This window comes from Clostridia bacterium, assembly GCA_014360065.1.
Lineage (GTDB): Bacteria > Bacillota > DSM-521 > Neomoorellales > JACIYF01 > JACIYF01.
The window spans coordinates 12950-37708 of the sequence record JACIYF010000015.1; the positions used below are offsets into that span (position 1 = coordinate 12950).

Here is a 24759-nt window from a genome sequence, read left to right on the forward strand (position 1 = left end):
TAGGCGGCTTAACTATTTCAATGTCAGTGTGGGTTTACACGTTAAGAAGAGTTGACATTATTTTTTAAGCAGGCCATAGCTGACCATTTTAGCATAAAGGGCCTGGCGGGAGAGGCCTAGTGCTTTGGCGGTCCGTGTTTTTTCTCCTCCAAAAGCTTCCAAAGCCTGGATGATGGCTTCCTTTTCGGCTTCTATCCGTACCTTATAAAGTGGAGAAATCTCCCTCACTTTATTTTTTCCTGTACAACCTATGGCGAGGTGATGGGGATGGATTTCCTGGTCCTCAGCCAAGATGGCCGCCCTCTCCAGGACATTTTCTAACTCTCGGACGTTGCCCGGCCAAGAATAGCCTAAAAGGCACTCCATAGCAGCCGGAGTAAGCCATAACTTTTTGCCATATTCTTTGCTTAGCCTTTGTAAAATGCTCTCTGCCAGGAGAGGTATGTCTTCCAGCCGCTCTTTAAGGGGTGGGAGCACCAGCTTAACCACATTTAAGCGGTAAAAAAGATCTTCCCGGAAACGCCCTTCCCGCACCATTTTTTCTAAGTCCTTATTGGTAGCTGCTATCACTCGCACATCTATTTTTCTAGTGCGGATGCTCCCCAGCCGTTCAATCTCTTTATCTTGCAATACCCTTAAAAGCTTGGCTTGCATATTAAGAGGCATATCCCCGATTTCATCTAAAAAAATGGTTCCTCCATCAGCCAGTTCAAACTTGCCAGGTTTGCCGCCCTTTTTAGCGCCAGTAAAGGCGCCTTCCTCGTAACCGAATAGTTCGGATTCTAGAAGTTCTGGGGGGATGGCTGCTAAGTCTACTTTTATTAAAGGCGCGTTACGGCGGGGGCTTTCTTCATGGATAGCCTGGGCCAAGACCCCTTTTCCGGTGCCGCTCTCGCCCTGGATGAGTATAGTGGCATTGCTCCAGGCCGCTTTTTGGGCCAGGCTTAAAACGTTCCTAAAATAGCGATTTAAGGTCCGGATGTGGCGGAAATTGAAGAGGAACCCAGCAGGCTTTAAGTTCTCAGGGTTATGGCTAACTCTGGCTTCTTGTCTTTTAAGCTGTTCCAGGAGAAGGCGTACAAGCTCGCTTTCGTCGGAGAAAAACTGGCACAGCACACCCTCTATTTTAGCCGGGGTCCAAAAAGGCGTTCCTATGACGATGATAGTGTTCCCATTGGTTTTCTGGAATTCCCATACCTGGGGTTTGCCGGACTGGATTATTTCAGAGTATTTGGCTAAAGGGAATATCTCTTCTAGCAGGCGGCCTCGCGCCCTTTGACCTGTAATACCCAGTATTTGAGTACCGGCTTTATTTATCCCTACCACTCTCCCCTGGTTATCGACAATTACCAGGCCCAGGGGAATTGCGTGGAAGATGGCTTCCCAGATGCTTAAAGGGAGCTCTTCTGCCTCTGTTGCGGACCCAAGGGTAGCCTGGCGGTAGCTTCTGGTTGCTTGCACAGCCTGGAAGGTGAGATCTATGAGCAATCTGTTGGTTTCTTCGGGGAGGAAGAAGGAATAGGGCTCATCAAGACCAGAAACAGGGGATATGGTGGCTTCCATCTGGCAATAATGTTCCCCTGTCCCCCAGCATTTGGTTTCTTCTACCTCTATTCTTTTTCTAAGGAGTTTGTTGAGGGCCCCAGCTAGCAGGCCCCCTTCCAAATAGCATAACGGCTGGCCCACAGGCGGGAAGTGAGAACAGGTGAAACATTCGTACCATTTGACGGTGATTTTGTCGCCTTTTACACTTTGCAATTTAAGGTTTCCTACTCCCAGTGCGCTTATTTTATCCGGTATTTCTTCCAGGTCATCTACAGGAAGCTGCCTGCCAATAGAATAGCCTGCCTGGTAAACTGTCTTCTCCGGGGCACTGGTTAGCATACCTTGTCTCCCCCCAGCGTTCATTTGATGCTTCCACCCGATTCCATTCTAGGCTATAAGATATAAAAAGTAAAGAATGGTTCTGTCCGGAAACTCCCTGCCACTGGCCCGGAGGTATTTGCACACCGGCTTTTCTCCCCAAAAGTAGTCGAGTTCGGACGTACTTCCCACCCCTCACGCTGGATTCTAGGTAGTAGCGGCAGTTCGTGCAGTTGGCTCTGGCTGCCATAGGCACTACCTCCCCAGTCGTAGTAGTCGTATGGGCAGCAGCTTCGCTGTGATACAATTTTGATGCCGGCGGGCCCTGACAGGGTAGGTGGCCACGCCAGGGAAGGAGGATACGATAATGAAACTTGATCGCATCGCGGTGGACCCGAAATCTGCCTAGGCCACCCTTGATGAATCCGGAAAGGAAAGACGCGGCCTCCTCCTCGGGTCGCAGGCATGTGCTTCTCGCAGGTCCCGGCCTCGATCTGGGGACCGTACCGCCTGTGCTCCGCCCAGCGGCCCGAGACCGAAACCTCGCCGGCCCTCCATGACGCCGACGAAGCAGCGGGTGACCGTGACCGGCTCTGCGCTTTTTCCTTCGGGAATGATGGAAAGGACACTCCAGCTGTCGGAGGGTGAGTTGATGCTCCCAAAAGCCCTTTTCAGCGAACACCTTACGTAAAAAGCAAACGCCGCAAATCCTTGCGGCGTCTGGTTTTTCGCGGTGCGCCCGAGAGGACTCGAACCTCCGACACGCGGTTTAGGAAACCGCTGCTCTGTCCGTGCTGAGCTACGGGCGCAAAACCTTAAGACCACACCCTGGAAAAGTTGATTAGCTGCTGATCAACTCTCAGCCCTTACTCAGCCCTTGCTGCCGGCTGTTCAGCTTGATCCTGCAGCTTTCCTGGCGCGCCCGGAGGGAATCGAACCCCCAACCTCCTGATTCGTAGTCAGTTACTCTATCCGATTGAGCTACGGGCGCTTCCGGCGGAGAGAGTGGGATTCGAACCCACGGTACAGGTTTTAGCCCGTACAATCGCTTAGCAGGCGATCGCCTTAGACCTACTCGGCCATCTCTCCGTACGCTATCTGGTGCCTTAACGTCGATTAGCCAAGGCTTACCTGAGTCAGACACAGCCACGTTCAACCAGGTACGCCTTGCCGACGCAACTTTATTATAACCAAAACTTAAGGCTAACGCAAACCCTTTTTGCCCAGCCCTCACCGACCGCCCGGGGCTTGGGCATCATCACCGTTCTCTTCTTCCTGCCATTTCTTTTTCAATTCCCGCTCCACAAAGGCCAAGTGATCGGCCATGGCCTTTCGCGCCTCCTTGGGCTTTTTGGCCGCTACCGCCTTTAAAATCGCGTAATGCTGGCGAAAAAGCTCCTCGGCATGGCCAGGAGTGGTATAGAGCACCTGGCGGCTGGTGCGTAAGCTCTGCTGCATGGTATCGGAGACCGCGCTGATCAATCGCTGTAGGATGGAGTTTCCAGCCGCTCCGGCCAAGGCGAGGTGGAAGGCTAAGTCGGCCTCTTCGCCCAGCACTCCCTGGTCAAGATCGGTCCGCATATCGGAAATGATGGCGGAAAGCTTATCCAAGTCCTCCTGGTCCGCCCTTTCCGCGGCCAGGCCCGCCGCCTCTACCTCCACCATCTTTCGGACCTCCAACAGTTCCAGAGTGGTTCCCCGGTCCATCAGCAGGGCTACCGTCAGCGGCTCAGCTATGGCCTCGGCATTGACCTGGCGGACAAAGGTCCCTTCCCCTGGGCGCACGTCCACCACGCCCATGGCTGCCAGCGCCGTGAGCGCCTCGCGCACCGACGAGCGGCTCACCTGCAGCCGGTCGGCCAGTTCCCGTTCTGACAGCAGGCGATCTCCGGGCTTGAGATTACCTTGGCTAATCAGTTCTGTGATCTGCTCCACGATATGCTCATAAATCTTCTTGGTCCGTACGGGACGGAGTTCCAATGTTCTCACCTGCTCTTTGGGTCGCTAACTATTTCCCCGCCCCAGCCTCGCGAGGGTAAGCCGTAGGGCAGGTGTCTCCCAGTACTATCGTTTCCCGAAGTTCGCGCCGCTGGCCGCTGGATACCTTTAAGTTCTCCCATTTCCCACAGCGGCTGCCCCAGCGGCTGGCCAGTTCGCCGCCCACGTAAAGCTCATTGATCTCGCAGTCGTTAGCGCAATCGCCGCAAATGAAGCTCCGGGGAGTAAATTCCAGGTCGGCCATGGCATCCAGGCCCCGAAACCGCGTAGGTTGGTGGGTCTTCATCCACCGGGACCGGGCTAGCAAAGCCGCCCCCAGCGCCCCCATGACATCATAATGCTCAGGCACAATGATTTCCAGACCTAAGAGCTTTTCAAAGGCGGCACGGATGCCAACGTTGGCCGCTACCCCGCCTTGAAACAATACCTTGGGCTTGATCTCTTTGCCCCTAGCCACGTTGGTAAGGTAGTTGCGCGCCAAGGCCAGGCACAAACCGGCAATCAAGTCTTCCTTGCGATAACCCATCTGCTGCTTATGGATGAGGTCGGACTCGGCAAACACTCCGCACCGACCGGCGATGCGCACCGGGTGCTTCGACTTAAGGGCTAGCTCCCCAAACTGCTCGATGGGGATATTGAGGCGCTGGGCCTGGTGATCGAGGAAGGAACCGGTGCCGGCCGCGCAGACTGTATTCATGTTGAAGCCCCGCGAAACCCCGTCCTTGATAAAAATGATCTTGGAATCCTGGCCCCCAATATCGATCACAGTGCGCACCTGGGGCTCCACCTCACGAGCAGCCACTGCGTGGGCGGTAATTTCGTTTTTGACCGTGTCCGCCCCCACCATTACCGCTGCCAAATGCCGCCCGGAGCCGGTAGTGCCCACCGCCGCTACATCCAATTGACCAACCTGCTCCCGCAGCTGCCGGAACCCATTCTGGATGGCCTCCATAGGCCCGCCATAAGTCCGCAAGTAAGCGTGAAAGAGCATTTCCTTTTTTTCATTGATGGCCACAACTTTGCTGGTGACGCTTCCTACATCAATACCCAAAAAGCAAGGCACCTTTTTCTCCTCCTCGACTGGCGTAGCGCCGCTCCTCCAAAACCTCCAAGAAGGCTTCGATGCGAGTGATAAAGCCAGCCTCCCCGGTCTGCTCGCTGATAACCAGCGACAAAACCGGCAAATCGATTTCTTCCGATAGCTTAACCAAAACGTTTTGGGCTACAATCTCCGGCATACAGGTGAAGGGCAATAGGTGAATCACCCCATCCACCCCGTCCCGCTTGGCCAGTACCGTGAGGCCTATGCTCTCTTGGCCGTGCCCCCCAACTGAGGTATTAAGGTAAGGGGCCGCCGCCCGGATCACTTCCTCGTGGCGCCGCTTTAAGCTCCTCCGCCCCAGAATATGCTGGTCAAACCAGGAAGTAGCGCTGAGCTCCCGTTCCACCAGCACCCGGGGCGATTCCCTAGATGCCAACAGGCGCTCGATGTTTTGGTTGACAAAGGGTTCTAGCAGACAATAAATTTCTCCTACCAGGCGCACTCGCAATGGATTGGTATCCTCTCGCTCCAACGACCCCAGCTCTTCAGCCAATTCCTGCCGGAGGCGCTTAACCTCCCTGACGCTAGCTGCCTTATCCATCTTGGCCAAAAAGCGCTTAAAGGCGCGATCGGCGCTGCCAATTTTTCGCTCGTAAGCCCGCGCTTCCCGGACCCAAGCTTCCCCAGCATCCAAGGCCTCCATCTTGTGGTAACCCAAGTACAAGCCCGCTAAGATCTTTTTCAACGGCGCTCCCCGGGTTACCCAACGAATGGTCTCCTTGAAAGGCTTCCAATTAGTTTTCAGGGGAACTGGTGAATCGATAATGGCCAGATCAAACTGGTAGCCTAGCCGCTGCAGCAATATCTGCTGCACCTGGGCGTACCACCCCAACCGACAGCGGCCCTTGCCCCCCACCATCAGAATTAGATTGGCACCTTTTTCCAGGGCCTCCCGCATCTGCCCTACGGTAGTAACCAAGGGGTAACACATAAACTCCGGCGCTATCTCTTTGCCCAGCTCTACCGAGCGTTGGGTCATGGGGGGCGTGCGCACCGCTCTTACCCCGCACTCCTGAAAAACGGCTCTTAGGGCAATATCCAAGTAGCCCATAGAGGGGGTGCCGATCACTATATCTTGGTCGGCAGGGCGAGGCCCCGGTATAGGTGTAGAGGTCGATGAGCCGAGCTGATCTAAATGATGAATGGCAGGGCGATTGCCGACATCCGACCTGGGGTCGGGTTCAACTACTGCAGCGCCAGCCCGACCCTCAACTTCCGGCGCTGCCGCCCTAGCTTGGCCGGCAGTAGTGTCCACAAAAGCTTCCAGGCGGGTTACCACCCCCGCTTCCCCCGTATGCTCATCTAGGGTTAGCAACAAAAACGGAATCCCTTGGCGCTCCGCCTCCCGCTCGATAAAGGCTTCCAGCACCGACTCGGGGCCACACTCAAAAGCTCCCACCAGGATAAGCTTATCTACCAGGTGACGGCGCAAAAGATAGTAAGAAGCTCCGAGAATGCGAGCCTCATAGGTCCACATCTTGTGCCCCTCAAAGACCGTGGCCAGTTCCTGGTGCACCGCCTCCAGGGGCACCATCTCAAAGGTTATTACCTGTCCGTACTCTCGGAGCCGCTCCACCGTGTTCTGTCCCACCAGATCATAAAGCAAATAGGGGTGCCCCATGACGCCAATTCTCTGGTTGGGGTCAAATTCCGCCGCCCGGTCAAAGCGCCGGGGCTGGGCCTGGGGGCGCCCATCTAAACGGCGAAAGGCCTCCACGGTAGTAATTTTGGCCTGGCGGGTGAGAGCCTCAAACTGCTTCTGGAGCTCAAGCCCCCTCTCCAAGGCCTTCCAGGCCTGACGTTTGGCGGCTCCCAGGCGTTGGGCACAAGCCACAAACGATTGTCGCCACATACCAGGCTTTTCCTTTTCGTTTATTTCCGGGGCCAAGATCATGTTTTCAGGCAGGTCCAATCCTTCCTTAATCATAGCCGGGCAACCAATCAGCTTGGGGCAGCAATAATTGTCAGGCTCAAGGCTGGATAGCACAGGCAGAAAGAGGAAATCCACACCCTTCTCCAGCACCGCTTTGGCATGGGCAAACAGAAGCTTCACTGATACGCAAGGCTCATCGGTGGGGCAATAGCGCATATCATCCAAAGTCCGAGGGCCGGAAGGCGGCGAGAGTACCACCTCTACCCCCAGGCTCTCCAGGAAACCTTTCATGAAGGGATAAACGTAATAATAGGCCAACGCCCTAGGGATACCAACCCGGTAGCCCATATCAATCACGCTCCGTCAGAACGGGAGAGTACACCTAGACCAGGAACCTCTATAAATATTATCACCCATAATTGTAACCTTTTTGCTGGTTAAGGCATATAATGGATGCCATTTCAATCATATTCTTATGCTAGTTTTTGTCAAGCTTGACCAAGTTAAGCCGGAGAGCTGATTGGGAGTTGCATAAGTTTTGTAGCCGTCGCATAATGGAGTTAGGTAGCTGAATTGCAAGGTGGGGGGTGAGATGATGCTGAGAAGGCGTTGGATGCTGCGGGCGGTTGCCCACTGCGAGAAGGGCTGCAGTACTTAGTCCTGGGCATGACGTTAAACTGCCCCGGGTTGGCACCACGACAATGCCTCCCGATCAACGGTGATTGACCCATGATGCCTCCGCCACCCAGCACTCAGCCGGCGGGAAGCTAGGTAGCAGGCCTTATAGCCAGCGCCAGGGTGAGTGCTGGGCGGAGCCCGAGATGGAGCGTTAAGTGGTTCCGTGAAGGCTTTCCAAGCGAACGATTAGCGGGCCACCCAGTAAAGAGCAAAATTCCCGGAAGGTGGGTTGGGTTTGCAACTAGTGCCAAGGCGGATTAGGGCCTGGGGAAAGGTGCTGGGCCTGGTGTGCCTAAGCTCCCTAATGGCGCTGGGCTTAACCGGAGACATACCCTGCGGCTTCGGAACCCCAAGTCCCACCCCAGATCTGGAGACTTGGGTGGAGAAGCTTAAAAGCCAAGAAGGGGTATTCGTCCGGGAGGAATCCAATTGTCGGATAGTGCTAGTAACCATGGGCGCAAGGCCCACCGGGGGCTACAGCATCAAGGTCGAGAAGGTCCGCCGCACTCAGGATGCATGGATAATAGAGGTAACCACTCACGTCCCTGGTCCCCACGATGTGGTTACCCAGGTCATCACCTACCCATACCAGCTGATCCGGATTCCCAAGGATGGGCTAAAAATTGAAGTGTACGAAAAAACCGAGCGGGGATTAATTATGAAGGGCCTCTCCCGAAGCTGAGGAAGCATAAACGGGTCCGCCTCGCTTGCGGCCTCCCTAAGTTTGGCCAGCCGCTCAAGAAAAGTCGCTCGCTTCGCAGCTTGGGGCAGAGGGGAGCGCAATTCCTTGCAACTCCTGGCTCCCATCTGGCGGAGGGGGTGGGATTCGAACCCACGGAACCTTGCGGTTCAACGGTTTTCAAGACCGCCTCCTTCAACCGCTCGGACACCCCTCCAAGCCATCATATTAACACGCTTCCCAAGCCAAGTAAAGATCGAGGCGATGCCAGGCCTAAAGCCGGCCTATTTGGAGTGGACACGCACAAAGCGGGCAATAGAGCGATCATAAGTTCTTTCCACTTCAGGCGGGAAGAAGCATCCCGGCAGCTCCCCGTGGCGCCGGTGATAAGTTACGCACTCACAGCATTTTCCCTTACGCGGACAAGGCTCGTAGGTGCAGGTACAGCTAGCCTGGTTCTTCTCCAAACTGCAATCCATATAACATCCCTCACCAAGTCTAAAGGTGCTTTTGAAACGTTCCCCATGCCGGGGCACTGGCGCCGGCTCCAAATGGGCTTGCCAGCGACTCATTCAGAAGTCTGGACTCTGTGATTTGCTCCAACTAATTTTATCAACCAGATAACCGATTGACTAGGGGGAAGCAGGAGCTAGCTTGACCATGTCTAATGTTTACGCTAGGTTAGGCCAGGATTAGGGTAATACGGGATAGACGGGTAGGAACGATAGGAAGGATAGGTCGTGACAGTTGATAGGGCAGTAGTTGGCGATGGCGTGAGCATAAAGTTAATAACCATAGGTCAAACCCATGGTCCCAAGAGGGAGCCGCTCCGCGGTTACGATGTGGTGGTCACCAACCCTCAGGCCACCGTACAGGACTACTTGACCGCGCTTAACCTGGCTATCGAGACGCTTCCGCTTACCCGCCGGCGCCTTTTGCCACCTCCTGGCCAGGGCCAGATCCCGTCTGACCAAAGGCTTTATTGCCGGGGTTGCGACCGCTGCTGCCGGGAAAGGGTGCCTCTCACCTATATAGATGCCCTAAAACTTATCCAAGCTACCTCCTCCCCCAGCTTAGGCTTGTTCCTGCGCCGCTATGGCTACATCTGGGTGCAGGGAAGAGCTGTAGATATTAGCCTGGCCTGGGAAAAGCAGGCTCAAGGGGCATCGGCCCATCCAGACCGGCGCTGTGTATTCCTCAACCCGGAGACACAAACCTGCCAAGTCTATAGAGCCAGGCCCTTAGTGTGCCAGACTTTTATCTGCTGCCCCCAAACCAGGCGGGCCCGGCGCCTGCGGGAAGTGATCGTCAATCAGGGCGAGGATGAGCTAGTACGGCAGTGGCTGGCCGAGGCTGCCGCTACCGGCAGGGAGCCAGAATTCCATGAGGGATACAACCCCCGCCCTCGGGAGGAGGACTGGCCGCCCACACCCTTTAGCGGCCGAACCGATTACCAGGAGGTGCGGCTCAAAGAGATTTGCTCGCCCCGGCTATGGGAAAAATTGCTGGGGCCTTGAAGCCGACCCTAGGCTTCGTCGCCCTCGCCCTTAATGACCGCTAAGGGCACCAGCCGGGCTACCGGCCGAGTAAGGCCACACTCCACCAAGGTATTCACTACGGCATCGATGTCCTTGTAGGCACCAGGAGCCTCGTCGGCCAGAGTCTTGAGGTTGCGAGCGTTGACCAGGACTGGCCCTAGGGAAGCCACTAGCTCCCCCTCTGATACCGTGCTCCTAGCTTGTTTGCGGGACATTACCCGCCCGGCTCCATGATTCACCGAGTTGAAAGTCTCGCCAATAGCCGGAGTGCCCAGTACCACGTAGGAGGCGGTACCCATGCTTCCGGGAATGATGGCCGGGTGCCCCGTCGCCAGGTAGCGCTTCGGGTTTTCGCCATGGCCGGGGGGTAAAGCCCGGGTGGCCCCCTTGCGGTGCACCAACAATTTTCGGCCCCGGTGCTCCTCCACCTTAGCGATATTATGGGCTACGTCATAAACCAGCTCCAAGCCGATTTCCGAAAGCGGCAAGCCCAAAACCTCACCAAAAGCCTCCCGCACCCCATGAGCAATCAGCTGGCGGTTGGCAAAAGCAAAATTAGCGGCACAGGCCATGGCGGCAAGGTACTTGCGGCCCTCAGGAGAATCAATAGGAGCACAAGCTAAGCCTTTGGTAGGAGCCTTGATGCCATATTTTTCCGAAGCCTGAGCCATCAGGGAGGAATAATCGGTACAGATCTGGTGTCCGAATCCTCGGCTGCCAGTATGGATGAGGACGGTCAGATGGCCCTCCTGAAGCCCTATTAGTTCCGCCGGATCTGGGCGCCCTGCTGCCTCGCCGCCAGGACTAGGAACCGTCGGGTACACCCGTTCCACCCGGCCTAGCTCAATAAAGTGGTTACCGCCGCCGATGGTGGCCAATTGGTCGGCCCGGTCGATGGCGGCCCGGCTCACTGCCCCTAAATCGGCCCCGGGCAGGCAACCTCCCGCCTCGATGGCTTCCCCATCCTCCCCATAACCATAGCCTTGCTCAATGAAGTAGCGCGCCCCCAGGCCTGCCACCGCTTCCAGGTCCGGGTGGCGCAGCTCCGGTTGCTTGCTCTTCTTGCCCACCCCGGCAGGGATCCTTTTCTCAATGGCAATCAAAAGCTGACGAAGCTGGCTGCGGCTGAGTTCGTCCGCCTTAAGATTGGTCCGGAGCAAGCGGACCCCGCAATTGATGTCCATGCCTACCGCTCCAGCTGAAACCACCCCGGTTTCCCAATCGGTGGCCATTACCCCGCCGATAGGCAAACCAAAGCCTGTGTGAATGTCGGGAAGCCCGATTACCGGCTCCACCACCCCAGGGAGGCTAGCCGCATCGGCTAGCTGCTTCAAAGCTTCTTCTTCCACCAGCTGCTGAAAGAGGACCGGGGCCAGGTAGACTACAGCCGCTACCCGCTCCTCGCCCCTTCCTATCAGCCGATAACGATTGCGCCCCCAGGGCTCTAGCCTCAATTCTCGCTTGCTCATCTCACCAACCCTCACACCCACCAACTGCCGCCGGGTCACTGCTGCTTTTTGCTGCTTCAGGGCTACTGCATCCTCAAGGTCATGTTTCTACCTTATTTTAACAGGGAAGGGCGTAGCTGACAAACCTGACAAACGCTTAGCTCACCATGCCCCGCCGAGGTTTAATCAGGCTGATAATCCAGCTTAACTGGGATCGGGTGCAAAAGGCTGATGGAGCTAGGGGTCACCTGACAGCCATAGGCCCAGATCTTGACCCCGCTGGCATTGGCCTGCCGCAAGGCCCAACCAAAGGCGGGGTCCATCTGGTCATGGGGAGAAAACTCATCCGCGTCGGCCCTTTGGATGATGAACATTACTGCTGCCCTCAGGCCCTGCTGGCAAGCTAAGGATAGCGCCTCCATGTGGCGGGCACCCCTTACGGTAGGAGCATCAGGAAAAAGGGCCCGCCCGCCCTGCACTAAAGTAACCGACTTTACTTCCAGAAAAAAGTCAGGAGCGCCTGGAGCTCCCGTCAACCGAAAATCAAGCCGGCTGTGCCCCGATTGGGTCTCGGGCCATACCTGGGAATAGCTGGCAAGCTCAGGAAAATAGCCCATCTCCAGAGCTTTCCGTACCAACCGGTTGGGGGCCTGAGAATCGAGGGACACTAGGACTCCGTCCACATCAGCCATAACTAAGCTAAAGGCGGTCTTGCGGGCTGGCCCCTTTGGTCCGCCCCTTCCCACCTTGGTCATCTTGACGAATACCGGGCGGCCCGGAACCAATATCTCCTTCAGCCGCCCCGGGTCGCCAAGGTGGGCCTCGACTACCGGGCCAGGCCTTCTGGACCTTACAGGCCAACTGCTACTAACAGGAGCCATAGGCTCCTGCAACCTGACCAAGGTAAGAAATCGGTTTAGGCGCGTAAGGAAAAATGCTGGCAATAGTTTCTGCCCCCAGCTTAGGCTGGGGGGCGGTGGGCCCTGCATGTCAAGCCTCCTCCAAAGATAAATCAACCCTTTGCCCATGACCCCGAACTGAGTGCTGGGCGCGACCCCCCCTAGAGCTCCGCCCTGCCTCCCGCAACGGGTGAAGCAGCTGGCGCAAGCTCCGGTATTCCCCGGCTAGCCAACTAGGGCTCGGGCTAAGGTACGCGCCCCGCTAACAACATCTGGCATGGCTGTGCCACCCGGGAACTGTAACCCCGTCTAAGGCTTAACCATAGGATGAATAGGCAGTGCTTACCCAGAACCACAAGGGAGGAAAGCAGCCGATGACAACCTACTTTGGCTATCCTGGGTCAGAATCATCCTTCATCGAAGGTGTGCGCAAGGCGCTCATGGATGAGCGCAAGGCCTATGAATTCTACGGGGAACTCTGGCGCTACGCCCCCAACCGGGCCATTGCCGACCGCATCCGCGATATTCGCATGGACGAACATCACCATTATGCGCTATTCAGCCAGATGCTCAAGCGGCAAATTGACCCTTGGGAGGAAGTGCTGGAAGGACAGCCTGCCGCCACCTCCATACCCCAATTCTTTAAAGGCGTCCGGCGCGCCTACCAGGACGAGGTGGAGGCCATCATGACTTATGCTAACCTGTCCCTGCTCGCCCCCGATTATGCCATTGCCGCCCGAGTGCGGGACATTATGCGCGATGAGGTTATCCATGCCGAGTTCTTTGCCGAGCTTTTGGCGGTAGCCGGCTTGATCGATATGGAGGCTTAAGATGCAGCCAAAAGCTGGGGGAGGATGCTGCCGCCTGGCCGGCCCGGTGGCCGGCCAGGCGGCCCAGGTTTTTCCCCGGCTAGACCGCCATCGCCTTCACCTTGGCCACCTGCTGCCCAAGGTCAGTTAGCAGCCCTAAAAGCGTTTCCGAGGTAGCCTCCATTTCCGCAAGAAGCTTACGGGCCCGGTTCAAATCCTTGCCTTGGTAGGCCAAAACGATCTCCTTTCCCAGCTCATGGATGCGCCGGTGGGGCTCCTCCATAGCCCGGTAAGCCGGCAGATTCCTTAAACCTTCTTTGGCCGGACCGTAATACCACTTGCCCAAGCGGCACTCCCGGTCGGAGGCGACGCTCTCCGCCGAGAATTGCTCCCGGCCGTTGATCAGGTTGTGCATCTTTTGTTTCCAGAGAAGATGATCGGTCTTGGCCAGCTCCAGCACATCGGCGTCGGCAAGCCTCATTTGCACCGTATCAAAAAGCTGGCGCAGTTCCTGGGCCGTTTGGGCAGTCTCGGCCACCCGCCGACCGGCCGCCTCAGCCCTATCTTTGAGCTCTTCGGTGACGTCAGCAATGGTCTGCACGGTCACGGCCATTTCCTGGGTAGCAGCCGACTGCTGGCTGGCAGCTACTGCCACTTCCTCCACCCGACCTTCAGCGCTCTGGACATCGGCCACCATGGCTTCTAGAAGCCGACTGGCTTCCTCAGCCAGGGACGCCCCTCGAGCAGCTTGGCCGGCGGCCTCCCGGGTGAGCTCGGCCACCCGGGCGTTGTTGGCGTGTAAGGCTTGAATTTTGGGAGCGATGTCCTTAACCGCATCCTTAGTGAAAGCGGCCAGGCGCCCCACCTCGCTAGCCACCACTCCGAAGCCCTTGCCGTATTCGCCAGCCCGGGCGGCTTCAATCTTGGCGTTTAAGGCCAGTAGCCCTACCTGGTCGGAAATAGTCTGGATAGTCTTCAGCACCTCGGAGATCTGGCTGCAGTGGGAAGTGGTCATCTCCACCTCCTGGCGGAGGTGGTCCAGGGATTGGTTGATACCCCGCATATTGTTCAGGGCCTCAGCGATAGCCTGCTGATTGGCGGCAGAACGCTCTCCCACTCGGGCTAGCTCTTCCTTGGTAGTCTGGGCCATGCTGGCGATCTGTTGGGCTGATGCCGCCATCTCCTCCACCGTGGCGGCCACTTGAGTCAGCTGGTAGGATTGGTCGGCAACACCGTTGACCATGGCATGGGTTTGGATGTTCATCTCCGCCGCCAATCCCACCACCTGGGAAACGTGGTGAAACACCTTTAGCATCAAATCATTTACCGCTGAAACCACCCGGCCGATAATTCGGGACAGAAAGGATGGCATTCTTCCTTCGAGAAGCATCTCCTCCGCCCCCACCAAGTTATAGGCTCCCAGCTGTTCCAGTGGCGGCTCCACCAAAGCCTGCACCTGGTCCCAACTGCAAGTGCCTTGGTATTCGGATTCGGGCTCGTTTCTCCCCTTTTTCCCCCACCCGATGGCCATGAGCTCTCCTCCTTGGGCGATGATCGGTGTTTGCCTGTGGTTGCCTGTCGCTTTTTAGCTTTTGGCTTCGGTTCCTTAAAAACGGCAAGCACCCACCGTCTGGCACCATTGGTACCGTCCTGGTAATTCTTATTGTACAATGATTACTAATAAGATACAAGTAAAACTGCAGTTATTTTTCAATAATCGTCTCTGGCCTTGTAGCTGGCCGCCTACTTCTGGACTAGCTCCTCCATCTCCTGCAATATTTGCCCGAAGAAGTCCAGGGCCTCCTGTACTGGTTCCGGCCTAGTCATGTCCACGCCGGCCACTTTTAGGAGCTCAATCGGGGTGTTGGAGCTTCCCAGGCTGAGGAACTTGAGATACCTTTCTCGGGCCGGATCCCCTTCCTTCAATATTTGCTGGCAAAGGGCGGTAGCGGCCGAGAAGCCGGTGGCGTACTTGTAAACATAGAAGGCGCTGTAGAAGTGGGGTATGCGAGCCCATTCCACATCTAGCAAAGGATCGATTTGTACCTGGGGGCCAAAGTAATCAGCGTTGAGCTGGTGATAGGTTTGTTTCAGCCAGTCCACGGTAAGCGCTCCCCCGCGTTCCGCCTCTTGGTGAGCTAGGCGCTCAAATTCGGCAAACATGGTCTGCCGAAATACCGTGGCCCGAAACTCCTCCAAGTAATGGTTCAAGAGGTACAGGCGCCGGTGCCGAAGCTGGCTGGTTTTATCTCCCTGGGCCTGCATCTCTTCCTTGGTTTGGGCCAAAAGATGCTGCATCAAGAGGGACTCGTTGACCGTGGACGCCACCTCAGCTACAAAAATGCTGTACCCAGAATAGACATAGGGCTGGTGGGCAAAGGAGTAAAAGGTATGCATGGCATGACCCATCTCGTGGGCTAAAGTAAAGACGCTGTCTAGGTCCCCCTGAAAATTGAGCAGCACGTAGGGATGTACCGGATAAGCGCCGGTGGAGTAAGCTCCCGAAGCCTTGCCACGGGTCTCCATAACATCCACCCAACCCCCGGTCATCCCCCGCCTAAGCTCCTCCACGTAATCATCGCCCAAAGGGGTAAGTCCGCGGGCCACAATCTCGCAGGCCTCCTCATAGGTGTATTTCTCCTCCGGAGGTTCAACCAACGGCACATAAAGATCGTAGGGGGCAAGCACGGGCAGATCCAGCATCCGCCGGCGCAGCTCTAGGTAACGGTGCAAAAGAGGTAGGTTTTTCCGCACTACCTCTACCAGCCGGTCATAGACTTCTAGAGGAATATTGTCCCCATCCAAGGCCGCCGCCAGCACCGAAGGGTAATGTCGCACCCGGGCAAAATAGATATCTTTCTTGACGCTGGTGGCATATAAAGTGGACAGGGTGTTAATCTGATCGGAATAAGCTTGGTGCAGGGCTTTAAAAGCCTCCTCGCGCACCTTTCGCTCCCGGCGGCGGATGAATTGCTGGTAGTTGCCTTTGGTCAGCTGCACCTCCCGACCCTCCTGGTCGTGAATGCGGGGGAGCTTGAGGTCGGCGTCGTTGAGCATACGGAAGACCTGGCCCGGACCAGCGGCTATTTCCCCCATGCCTGCAAGCAGCTTCTCTTGCTCCGGCGGCAGGATGTGTTCCCGGAGGCGAACCGTCTCCTGGATATCATGGCGGTAAAGTTCAAGCTCCGGCTCGTCTTGGAAATACTGTTCTAGCCGCTCCGGCTCCAGGCTTACCAATTCCGGAACCAAGAATGATTGGGCTGTGCTGGCTTCCGTGGCCAAGCTAATGATACGCTGGGACAAAGCCTGGCTTTTGGAGTTAGTGGTATCCTGGTCTAACTGCAAGTGGGCGTAGACGTAGAGCCGCTCCAGCAGCTGATCCAGTTGGTCGCGGCTTTTAAGCACCTCTTTCAGGCCAGCGGCTGACTCCTTAATTTTACCTTGCAGGCGAGGGAATTCCTGGATCAGCTTCTCGGCTTTCTTGAAATCCCGCTCCCATGCCCCGGCGGTAGAATACAGGTCCTCCAAACGCCAGCGGTACTTTTTCGGTATTCTGCGGCGGTCGGGAAGCTCAGTTTGCGTTGGTGAGCCAGCTTTTCGGTTCTTGGCCATGCTCTAACCTCCATCTGCTTACCTTCACCATAATTATCATTCCCGGTCTGGGCGCTTGCTTCCATGGCAGCAATTACCTCATCCTATTCGTTATTCGCCCGCACATCTCCTGTATCGACAACTATTTTTGCCTTAACTAGCCCTGCCGGCTATACGGGGCCGCTCCATCTTTCCCTTCCCCGCCGTAGCCAGCTTTTCTAGACGATCCATCCCCACCCATACCCGTGTTCACCGCATGACCTAATGCCGGGTGAACGCCGACTTGGGTAGACATCGCTCCCACGGTTGCCGAGTGCCTGATCTAACCCGCCCTGTTAGCCAGGGATTGTACTGAAAATTGGAATGACCAGCCATTTCAAGAAAACACTTACTTCAACAACATCTCTATTTCCCCTTGACAACCTCTCCCTAGGGAAATACGATGACCATGGAAAATGTGAATGAAATCACAATCACAGAAGAACTAGGCAAATAGAAATAGTCCAAATAGTTATTGCAACCAATAGAACTAGTCCAAACGAACTACAACATGGCCAACCAGTTTTACAGGCAGCACGGTAGTCGGCCAAACCACCTAACCAGATGATGAGAAAACCAAGCAACTCAGCACTCAGCTCGGGACGTAGCCGGAAAACTCACCTACGCTAAATTGCCGGGACTTGGCAAATCCTACTGAACCAAAGCTGAGCGCAGGGCGGTGGGGAAAATCGATAGCCGGGCCGGAAGAAACTAGTTCCTAGGGGGGTGAAAAGGATGGTCGGTTACTTCTTAGGCGAAGGTGCATGGGCAAACGTAGTTGAGGCTAGGATGGTTGGCGACACTGGTTGCTGGCCCAAATGGGTGTTCCTAGACGAAGAAGCTGGCTGGTTCATGAACTTTGGTTTTCCACGGCCTTAGCAGGTTCACCAGTCCAGAAAGGAGGCTGCCAAAATGGTCGCCAGCAAAAAGGTCCTTCTGGCCGAAGGTGATCGAACCTCGGCGGAGCAAATAATTGCTCGCGTCGAAGCATCCGGAAACCGCGTAGCACTGATGGGCAAAGTTGACGCGGCTAGCGTGGTGGAGGCCGCTAAAAGAATTAAGCCCCATGTTATCGTCCTCGGGGACATGAGCGACCATACCCAGGCTGCCGCCGCTGTCCGGATGCTCAAGTCTGACCCAGTCACTGCCGAAATACCAGTGATCGTCATAGACCAAAGGCCCCGGCGCCACGGCTGTACTGGCATCACCAGGTTGGAGGGGCTCCAACTGGAGAGCGAGGATTACTTTACCAAGCCTTTGGAGATGGCTAGCTTTGTCGCCAGGCTAGATCAACTGCTGGAAGAGACTTCTAAGCCATCCGTGCCGGCCACTCCTAGTGGTGCTCCAGCCCAGATCGACACCCCCATAGCCGGCGGGGCAGGTTGGCCACAAGTAGCCGGTGCTTAAAGACAGGTGCCTAGGAATAACAACCGAGCCCAACGTTCTGCACCAAACGCGGAAACATTTAGGTCAAAGCTCAGTCCAAATTTGAGCCGTAGTTGCGTACGGCTTCTTTCTTTTCTCTTCCCTTGTTTTTTCTTTCCCTGGTCCTGTCCTTTACCCTGAATGCAGCCTAGCTCATCAGCAGCTGCGCTCTGCTGTTCTAGGGGTACCAGTGGCGCTCCCGGTACTGGTCGCCTTGGTAGCGCTGGCGGCGCTGGTCCCTCCACCCTCATACCCAGCCCGACCTCGAGCCTCCTTCAAGCCCTTTCCCTGGCCCCGACGGAAAAGCATAGCAAGCAAAGAAGCCAAGGGTTGCTGATAGAGCATCCCCAGGATCACCGTCAGCCCAACCAAGGGCGGAAAGTATCCGGTGGCAATGACCGTCCCGGCACAGAGATTGCGCATGCCCACATTGTAGGTCAAGGTAACTCGCATGGCCCTATTGCCGCCCGAGACCAGCCGGGAGCTCTCGTAGCCCACCGCATAACTCAAGGCGCACATAAAGAAGATGATCACCAGCAGCCGAGCATAGGGTACCTGGGGCGATAGCAAAGGAGCAATTTTGGCAGCGTTAATGGCAATCACCAAGTATAAGCCCAGCTTGGAAGTAGGCCCGGCTACCGGGCGCAGGTAGCTTTGGGCCTTGCCATGGCTGAACTCGCAAACGGCAATGCCGGCCAAGGTGGGCAGAACTATCATTTCCACTAAGCCGACCACAATGCTGGAGAAGGAATACTCGATCTGGGTACCGAAAAAGGTACGGACCGTGGCCGGAACAATCAAGGGGCTGATTAGAGTATCCAAGACCACAATGGCCAAGGCCAAGGGCAGATCCCCATCCATCATCTGGGTCCAGATAACCGTGGTTACCCCGATGGGAACTGCCATGGTCAGGACTAGGCCAATCCGGTAGGGCTCCATTCCTGCCCCCGGAAAGACTGCGTGCCCAATGATAAAGGCCAGGACAGGCATGACTATATGCAGTAGTAGTAAAGCGTAGAAAATGGGAAAGGGCCGGTGGACCAACTCTCGAAAGTCGCTAATCCTAGTACCAATGGAGGTCATGAAGGTCAAATAAGCAAAAAGAGGTGTAATTAAAAAGGAATACTGGTTGAGGTGACCATGGCCAAAAAAGCCGATGGCTAAAGCCGAGAGCACTCCTACGAACAAAGTCCGCTCTAGGACATGATTGACCTTGAGTCCAACCTCGCTCAGCCGACCCCAAAGCCTGAAAACAGGTGCTGGATTTGTTGCTACCACGATGAGCACGACCTTTCAAAGATACAGTGCAAGTACGGCGCATAAGGAGTACCTTCTGCGAGACGCCGTCCAACTTGGGATTTGACTTTCCTTTTATACTAGCACCACCAGCAACCAAGGACAACACCCCAGCCGCGAGCTTTTGCTGCAGGAGAAAAATACTCGTAGAGCAAGCCTACAGCAGATAGCTTGCCAATCAGGGAACTAAAATTACTAGATGTCCCTATCGGTCCCTCTTAGGGGCAAGAAACGCTAGAGTTGCCATCTGCGCTATGGCCGGCAGCGATCATCCCAAAGCCAAAGGAATTCTTTTCGCCCAGGCCACACTCGTAGGCAAAACGAATCAGCTCGGGATTTCCGCTCAATGAAAAGGGAGCCATGTAGCCAAGGATCCTTTGATCCCGATAGGTTACCAGTCGGCTGATTTTGCCCTGGTGGCGCTCTATATAGCCATTGTCAAAGGCAAACTCGAAACTCGTATCTTCCGGCAAGTCCGGACTTAACGCAAGGTATTTACGGAGGAGATTCTCCCTGAGGCGATGCGAAAACTCAGGATCTTGGTAGCGCAAATAGTAAGCTGGCCGCCCCAGCTCTGGAGCCGCCCGGCTCACCGTGATCGGGGACAGGCAGATAAAGCGCATAGGCGAGGCAAAGCTAGGCGGAGAAACAATTTCCGCTCCAGTCACCGCAAAAGTAAGCTGCCCCACTTGAATAGTCTCTTGATCCAGCAACCCATCGGCCAGGTACTTGACAAAGTCCCTGACCGGCGAGGAAACCTGCCAGCTGGCTTCAGCACCTAGAAACTCGATGCCTCGACTGGTCACTTTCCGCTTTCTAATTTCCAGCTGAGAAAAGGTGAAGAGGCGAAACTGCTTCTCTCCGCTCTCATAGCCCCGATCGTGAAGATAAGTAGCATAGTCTGTAGAGGACTGGGCCAAAAGCCGGTAAACCAGCGCAGTCAAATAGTATTGATACTCAAAAGGTAGATAGGGCTTGGGGCCAACATGTTTTACCAGCTCTAAATGTATGCGCACTCGCAAAACTTTTCACCTACCCAGCCCACTTTGCTTGACCAGATCCGCCAGGGAAACCTGGCCGTGACCCCTAAACCATTCTCTCGACGGATAGGCAAAGGAAACCTTTCTCGACGGGTCAAAACAAAGTATTTGGCGCACATCCTGCAGGTTAATAGCCTGGCTCTCGCGCCAAGGCTCGGTAAGCTTGGCAATATACTCGCTCAAGGCCTCGCCCTCGAGGCGATTGGCGGTTAGCACCCCTTTAGACCACGAGGTGTAACGGCGATGCATCTCGCATAGGTGGGCCGCTACCGGGCTGATAGAAACGCTACCAAGCCCAAGCGGCTTCCCCATTCCCAGCTTATGCTTAAGTCCAGGTTCCAGGAACAGAGCATAAAAGAGCAGTCCCAGCTCCTCTTGGTCTAGCCCCCAGAACTTGACCCTAAACTCAAAGATCGATCCGGGGCCGATCAGGTGCACAGTCTTGTTAAGGGGGCTTTTTTCCGCTGAAGCCAGCCTGACACCAGGCTGGTGATAGTAAAACTTCCTTCCTGCCACTTGCTGGTTAGGGAAATACCACACGGCATGGCGGGGTTTGGGAACCATAAGGGGAGGCAAAGTAACCCAGCCCCCGTCTTCTACCTTAACCGGGAGGCCGTCGCCAAAGCTCACCTTACCGGTGAGCATAGCTTTCCTGCCTGCCCCGAACATGCGGCAAGTAATGCAGAGGGCACCCCTGTCATGGCAAGGCCGAAATTCAGCTGGGATTTTGCTCAAAATGTCGTTGGCAGGATTCCGACTGTTTTCGGTAGCCACAGCCAGGCAGGAATTGGCTGCCGCTTCCGCTATCGAACGGATGGCCCCTTTAAGCGATGTGCCCGGGATAAAGGGCTTTCCATTTCGCAATAAATAATCCATATACTTGTGGTCTTTATCTTCCCGGGTAATATTACTCCCGATAAACAATGGCGTCAGCGTCTCCAGGCGGCAATCTGTGCTGCCCCATAGACCAAATATCCAGTTTAGGCCTTCATTCTTGATCCTACGGCCATCGCGCTGGGGCGGGCGGCTTAAATCCAGGCGTACGAAGTTATACGGGTTCATGGCAATCGCCATCAGGTTCCCCTCCCAATCCATGCCAATAAATGAAATCAGGGTAGGGCTGGCCTTTGCGCCGGTACTCGCTTACCTTAAGTACCAGGTCCTGGCCCTGGCTGGGCATCTCGACTCCATCGACTGGATATTCCAGGCTGCGGGGAATGCGGGCTTCCTGGCTGCTCCACAAGTAGTAGGAGCACTGCCGGCAAACATAACCTTGGTCCTCTCGAACTGCCAAGGAGCGACCCAGCTTGGTTCTCAGGTCCTGGATCCCCTCCTCTGCCTGAGCCAAAGCAACCACTCGGAAGACCCCCTGATCCAGCTCTCGCCAAATTAGGTTTAGCCCTGGCTCAATCACCCTGCCCAGCTTCCAGGGAAACTTACCCTCATCCCCTTCCCAGGTCCAATCACCAGCTGGCCAGTCCTTGCCCCGCACCAGAGCGATTTTGTCGGCTGCCTCTGCTAAAACCAAAGTTGCTCGGGAAATGTGGGTACGAGCTAATTCCAAAAAGTCATTCAGAGCCAGATCCCCTGCCTGCACGTAGAGCATAGCCGGCGCACCTCACTTAAGCAGACTTGCGAGCCACATAGCCGTCCCAGGCCGGACCCAAGCTATCCCAAAAACGATACAACCCTTCTGCATCGGCAATCCGCCCCACCCACCGAATGCCGCGGCGCTCCATGGTCAACGGCGAGGAAAGTTCCACCCAATCATCGGAGTCTAGGCCATACCTCTCGGCCCCTTGGGCGAAAGCACCGATGCCCCAGAGCTTCTGTAGCTCGGGTGGCGACCAGCCAGCCGGGGTACCAAAGTAGTGGATTTCAAGCGATGTTACCCGCCCAGTCACCCAGCCTAACCCCCGGGACTTGCCGCTTCCAATCTGGACTATGCCATCAGCCAAATCCCGCAGCAAATAGGCCAATAGCCCGAGCTGCCAGGTTTCGAAATTATCCACCACGATTTCAGTATCAAAAATACCGGAGGTGATGACTTGAAAATCGAACTTAGCTCCCCGGGAGCTGCCGCCAGTAACCCGGTCTATGCCCACTCCATCCCGAGTCTCAGGGGTAGGGGCCGGCGTTCCTGGTCGCAAATAGGCATCCCTGATAGCCAGGCGCCCGCGCATGGCACTAGAACCAAACAGCCTACAGATAGGACAGGAATCTCGATAAGCCTGGGGAGGAGCGTCGCTTTGCAGCCTTCTACCACAGGAAGTCTGGCTAAAAGGGTCGCAGGCCAAGGCTGGATTTAAGGTACGAGCTATCCGCTCGGCGTGGCTCCGGAATACCCCCTTGAGAGAAGAACCGGGCATGAATACTTGGGGTTGGCCGGTAGGCCCGGCGCCATACTTGGTGGTCACAAAAGCATCATCCGGGCCGGTCACGCTGGCCGCTCCCGATTTAATTAACACCGGCCCTTGCGGTTCAATAGCTACGGCTACGCGACATTGGTTGACGGCTTGCCTAAACATGCTCCCTTGCCACCTCCTGTTGGCCACTAGTAAGCATATCCAAGAAACTGATTTGTTGGCTAAGAAACGATTCTGGATCTAGTTCCCGCATCTTCCCAGTTCGTAAGTAGGCAATTAGCTCATCTGCCTTGGTGAAATCTACTGCCTTAACCGACTCCAGCTGCAAGGAGATACCGCCCAGGCCCCTGGAGCTAAGGCCGCCCAGCCGCATGTACCCGCTCACCATTTCCCTCAATCCCACGGCCACCAGGAACAGATCTTTGGAAGTGGGATTTTCCAAGGTAGCTCGAAAATCGAAGCGGCTCAGGGAAGGCACTACCTCGTAATCAAATTTGATGTTGGTGGCGGCTCTGCCGCTATCGCGGTCAATGCCTACCCCATCCCTCACTTCCACCTCTCCTAGCTCGGGATTAAGCATGGGAGCGTCTTCGAAAAGGATTTTTGAGCGGGAAAAAGGCGAGCCAAAAAGCTTACAGGTATCGCATAAGTGCTGCTGTAGAAAGTCGGCCAGTTCTTTTTCGGGCGCTTGATTTTTTTGCTTCTCTCGATAAATCGTAGCTGTACGCTCGTTTGCTGTTGGGCATTGGTTGTCCAGCTCTCCCCAGATTTGACAGCTTCTCAGGCCCAAGGTAACGGCTATGCGCTCCACCGTGGAGCGAAAAGCTCCTTTGATCGAAGATCCGGGAATAAAGGGCTCTCCGCTCATGGTTTTTATCACCGGCGAGTCGGTATAGTTTAAGTCCCGGCCACCGCCCACATGGAGCCCGGTGGTGGTAACCAGCACTCCCTTGAAAACATAGCGCTCTCTCAGCCCTGCTTCCAATACTCTCGCCTCCTTGGCAATCTGCTCCCCAGTGACCCTAACGCCCTGAGCTCGTGGTCGCCAGATACTCGGCTACCAGATGCTGAAGATAGCGGCGGTAGAGCCATAGCTGCACTTCGCCCGCTGAAGACCCGGCTGGCCCAAAGCCAGCTACGTTCCCTTCCCTACTTATTTCAGCCAGCTCCTTTCCTTCTTGCCTCATCTTCTGCAGGCGAGCTTCGACCTGGGTCCAGAATTCCGCCGCCCCCGCTTCCGGGCTAGACCGCTCGCTTTGACCTTGGGCAGCCCTCTGGTGACCGGTCCGAGCCTCTTCGTCCTGACTGCGGCGGATGGCCAGCTCCTTTTTGTGGCGTATATACTTGCCTATGTCCTCGGGCTCTTGCGCCCAATCGGCAGCTTGAATCAAGCCCCCCAGCTGGCTTTTGCTAACTCCCACTTGCTTAAACTGTTGCCGTAACTGGTGCACAAGCTGGACTGCTTCCTGGTAAAGGTTGGCATCGATCTCCAACAAGGATATCGATTGGCTACTCAAGTTGCCACCCCTCCATTAGCGCCGCCGCGAGCGCGAGGGCGAATTGTCATGGCGCTGGTGAAGCTGGTTGGACCGGGAACGCTCCTCGCCCATATCCAATTTAGGAGCAGCCTTAGGCTCTACCAAAAAGTAAAGATAATTGGATACCATCTGGCCAATAAATTCCCGGGCAAGCAAAAGGTGCATCTCCCGCTTGACCGCCGACAGGTCTCGGGTCAAAGGATTAAGGTCGACCAGCTCCTTAGCCTTGGCTTCAGCCTTGGCCTCAAGACCTTCTAGTTCTAGAAGCAGCTTACGGCCAAAATCCAAGTGACGCCACTTTTTGCCAGATTCGCTCCTGCCCACCCGGAGCTTTATGTAGTCGTAAATATCGGTTATCGCCATGGTGCTGATGGCCTGCCGCTCCAACTTCATAAGCTGCGATTTGTTGCTTTCGGACAAAGCTTGGACAGCATAGGCAGCCATCTCTCGGGCCCGGGGAAGCATCTCATCCCGGCACTCCTTAACTGCTTTGGCTAGACCCATCCGGTAGGCGGACTCCTCCAGCTTTTCTTTCCATACGGCCTCCAATCACTCCACCTCCCAATGAAAAGCATCA

20 protein-coding genes and 4 tRNA genes are annotated in these 24759 nt (G+C 55.7%); 4 read left to right on the forward strand and 20 right to left on the reverse strand.

The features are described from left to right. Window positions 1–57 precede the first annotated feature (57 nt). The 7 genes from H5U02_04185 to H5U02_04215 form a co-directional block, all read right to left on the reverse strand. Window positions 58–1884: a sigma 54-interacting transcriptional regulator gene (locus H5U02_04185; protein MBC7341634.1), complete on the reverse strand. Its 1827-nt coding sequence runs from the start codon at window positions 1882–1884 to the stop codon at window positions 58–60. A 713-nt stretch (window positions 1885–2597) separates the two neighbouring features. Then, window positions 2598–2672, reverse strand: a tRNA-Arg gene (locus H5U02_04190). Window positions 2673–2777: 105 nt separating this feature from the next. Then, window positions 2778–2854, reverse strand: a tRNA-Arg gene (locus H5U02_04195). A 6-nt stretch (window positions 2855–2860) separates the two neighbouring features. After that, window positions 2861–2952: transfer RNA gene (locus H5U02_04200), tRNA-Ser, on the reverse strand. 141 nt (window positions 2953–3093) lie between these two features. Further along, window positions 3094–3843 (reverse strand): FadR family transcriptional regulator, encoded by a 750-nt coding sequence (locus tag H5U02_04205; protein MBC7341635.1) that lies wholly within the window; start codon window positions 3841–3843, stop codon window positions 3094–3096. A 28-nt stretch (window positions 3844–3871) separates the two neighbouring features. Further along, complete coding sequence (locus H5U02_04210; protein MBC7341636.1) at window positions 3872–4924, reverse strand: 2-hydroxyglutaryl-CoA dehydratase; 1053 nt, start codon at window positions 4922–4924, stop codon at window positions 3872–3874. Next, complete coding sequence (locus H5U02_04215) at window positions 4902–7184, reverse strand: hypothetical protein (GenBank protein MBC7341637.1); 2283 nt, start codon at window positions 7182–7184, stop codon at window positions 4902–4904. Before H5U02_04215 ends, H5U02_04210 begins: the two co-directional genes overlap by 23 nt. 565 nt (window positions 7185–7749) lie before the next feature. Here H5U02_04215 and H5U02_04220 point away from each other — a divergent pair. Continuing rightward, the gene (locus tag H5U02_04220) at window positions 7750–8196 is read left to right on the forward strand and encodes a protease complex subunit PrcB family protein (protein ID MBC7341638.1); all 447 of its coding nucleotides are present in this window, start codon (window positions 7750–7752) and stop codon (window positions 8194–8196) included. Window positions 8197–8322: 126 nt separating this feature from the next. Here the strand turns inward: H5U02_04220 and H5U02_04225 are convergent. Beyond that, window positions 8323–8410 (reverse strand) — tRNA-Ser (locus H5U02_04225). A 577-nt stretch (window positions 8411–8987) separates the two neighbouring features. Between H5U02_04225 and H5U02_04230 the strand changes: the two genes are divergently transcribed. Beyond that, window positions 8988–9710: a YkgJ family cysteine cluster protein gene (locus H5U02_04230; GenBank protein MBC7341639.1), complete on the forward strand. Its 723-nt coding sequence runs from the start codon at window positions 8988–8990 to the stop codon at window positions 9708–9710. An 8-nt stretch (window positions 9711–9718) separates the two neighbouring features. Here H5U02_04230 and H5U02_04235 read toward each other — a convergent pair whose 3' ends face one another. Together H5U02_04235 and sfsA are read right to left on the reverse strand one after the other, a co-directional pair. Continuing rightward, window positions 9719–11200, reverse strand: a complete 1482-nt coding sequence (locus tag H5U02_04235) for an RtcB family protein (protein ID MBC7341640.1) — start codon at window positions 11198–11200, stop codon at window positions 9719–9721. 161 nt (window positions 11201–11361) lie between these two features. Further along, a complete protein-coding gene (sfsA, locus tag H5U02_04240; GenBank protein MBC7341641.1) occupies window positions 11362–12168 on the reverse strand; it encodes a DNA/RNA nuclease SfsA in 807 nt (268 codons plus the stop codon). Between the two features lie 284 nt (window positions 12169–12452). Here sfsA and H5U02_04245 point away from each other — a divergent pair, with 284 nt between their 5' ends. Next, complete coding sequence (locus H5U02_04245) at window positions 12453–12908, forward strand: ferritin-like domain-containing protein (GenBank protein MBC7341642.1); 456 nt, start codon at window positions 12453–12455, stop codon at window positions 12906–12908. A 79-nt stretch (window positions 12909–12987) separates the two neighbouring features. Here the strand turns inward: H5U02_04245 and H5U02_04250 are convergent, their stop codons facing one another. Then, window positions 12988–14418: a CZB domain-containing protein gene (locus H5U02_04250; GenBank protein ID MBC7341643.1), complete on the reverse strand. Its 1431-nt coding sequence runs from the start codon at window positions 14416–14418 to the stop codon at window positions 12988–12990. A 212-nt stretch (window positions 14419–14630) separates the two neighbouring features. Beyond that, window positions 14631–16499: an oligoendopeptidase F gene (pepF, locus tag H5U02_04255; GenBank protein MBC7341644.1), complete on the reverse strand. Its 1869-nt coding sequence runs from the start codon at window positions 16497–16499 to the stop codon at window positions 14631–14633. Between the two features lie 930 nt (window positions 16500–17429). On the opposite strand from pepF, the gene H5U02_04260 reads away from it, so the two are divergent. Next, window positions 17430–17924 (forward strand): response regulator transcription factor, encoded by a 495-nt coding sequence (locus tag H5U02_04260; GenBank protein MBC7341645.1) that lies wholly within the window; start codon window positions 17430–17432, stop codon window positions 17922–17924. Window positions 17925–18098: 174 nt separating this feature from the next. Here the strand turns inward: H5U02_04260 and H5U02_04265 are convergent, their stop codons facing one another. The 8 genes from H5U02_04265 to H5U02_04300 form a co-directional block, all read right to left on the reverse strand. After that, a complete protein-coding gene (locus tag H5U02_04265) occupies window positions 18099–19220 on the reverse strand; it encodes a bile acid:sodium symporter family protein (protein MBC7341646.1) in 1122 nt (373 codons plus the stop codon). A gap of 236 nt (window positions 19221–19456) precedes the next feature. Continuing rightward, complete coding sequence (gene cas6, locus H5U02_04270; GenBank protein ID MBC7341647.1) at window positions 19457–20260, reverse strand: CRISPR-associated endoribonuclease Cas6; 804 nt, start codon at window positions 20258–20260, stop codon at window positions 19457–19459. 6 nt (window positions 20261–20266) lie between these two features. After that, on the reverse strand, window positions 20267–21352 hold the full coding sequence (locus H5U02_04275) for a hypothetical protein (GenBank protein ID MBC7341648.1): 1086 nt from the start codon (window positions 21350–21352) through the stop codon (window positions 20267–20269). Next, window positions 21327–21884 carry a hypothetical protein gene (locus tag H5U02_04280; GenBank protein ID MBC7341649.1) on the reverse strand — a complete coding sequence of 186 codons (558 nt, stop codon included), beginning with the start codon at window positions 21882–21884 and terminating at the stop codon, window positions 21327–21329. The genes H5U02_04275 and H5U02_04280 overlap by 26 nt, the downstream gene beginning before the upstream one ends. A gap of 16 nt (window positions 21885–21900) precedes the next feature. Then, a complete protein-coding gene (locus H5U02_04285; GenBank protein MBC7341650.1) occupies window positions 21901–22806 on the reverse strand; it encodes a CRISPR-associated RAMP protein in 906 nt (301 codons plus the stop codon). After that, window positions 22799–23629, reverse strand: coding sequence for a CRISPR-associated RAMP protein (locus H5U02_04290; GenBank protein ID MBC7341651.1), 831 nt, complete (start codon window positions 23627–23629; stop codon window positions 22799–22801). The genes H5U02_04285 and H5U02_04290 overlap by 8 nt, the downstream gene beginning before the upstream one ends. A gap of 37 nt (window positions 23630–23666) precedes the next feature. Beyond that, the gene (locus tag H5U02_04295; GenBank protein MBC7341652.1) at window positions 23667–24161 is read right to left on the reverse strand and encodes a hypothetical protein; all 495 of its coding nucleotides are present in this window, start codon (window positions 24159–24161) and stop codon (window positions 23667–23669) included. Between the two features lie 15 nt (window positions 24162–24176). Beyond that, complete coding sequence (locus H5U02_04300) at window positions 24177–24731, reverse strand: hypothetical protein (protein MBC7341653.1); 555 nt, start codon at window positions 24729–24731, stop codon at window positions 24177–24179. Window positions 24732–24759 lie beyond the last annotated feature (28 nt).

Bases quoted from the DNA above. Each gene is read 5' to 3' on its own strand.
- sfsA (MBC7341641.1), bottom strand. From the start codon at position 12,168: ATGCAGGGCCCACCGCCCCCCAGCCTAAGCTGGGGGCAGAAACTATTG.
- H5U02_04245 (MBC7341642.1), top strand. From the start codon at position 12,453: ATGACAACCTACTTTGGCTATCCTGGGTCAGAATCATCCTTCATCGAA.
- H5U02_04275 (MBC7341648.1), bottom strand. From the start codon at position 21,352: ATGGCGATTGCCATGAACCCGTATAACTTCGTACGCCTGGATTTAAGC.
- pepF (MBC7341644.1), bottom strand. From the start codon at position 16,499: ATGGCCAAGAACCGAAAAGCTGGCTCACCAACGCAAACTGAGCTTCCC.
- H5U02_04215 (MBC7341637.1), bottom strand. From the start codon at position 7,184: ATGGGCTACCGGGTTGGTATCCCTAGGGCGTTGGCCTATTATTACGTT.
- H5U02_04280 (MBC7341649.1), bottom strand. From the start codon at position 21,884: ATGCTCTACGTGCAGGCAGGGGATCTGGCTCTGAATGACTTTTTGGAA.
- H5U02_04250 (MBC7341643.1), bottom strand. From the start codon at position 14,418: ATGGCCATCGGGTGGGGGAAAAAGGGGAGAAACGAGCCCGAATCCGAA.
- H5U02_04235 (MBC7341640.1), bottom strand. From the start codon at position 11,200: ATGAGCAAGCGAGAATTGAGGCTAGAGCCCTGGGGGCGCAATCGTTAT.
- H5U02_04285 (MBC7341650.1), bottom strand. From the start codon at position 22,806: ATGTTTAGGCAAGCCGTCAACCAATGTCGCGTAGCCGTAGCTATTGAA.
- H5U02_04260 (MBC7341645.1), top strand. From the start codon at position 17,430: ATGGTCGCCAGCAAAAAGGTCCTTCTGGCCGAAGGTGATCGAACCTCG.
- H5U02_04185 (MBC7341634.1), bottom strand. From the start codon at position 1,884: ATGCTAACCAGTGCCCCGGAGAAGACAGTTTACCAGGCAGGCTATTCT.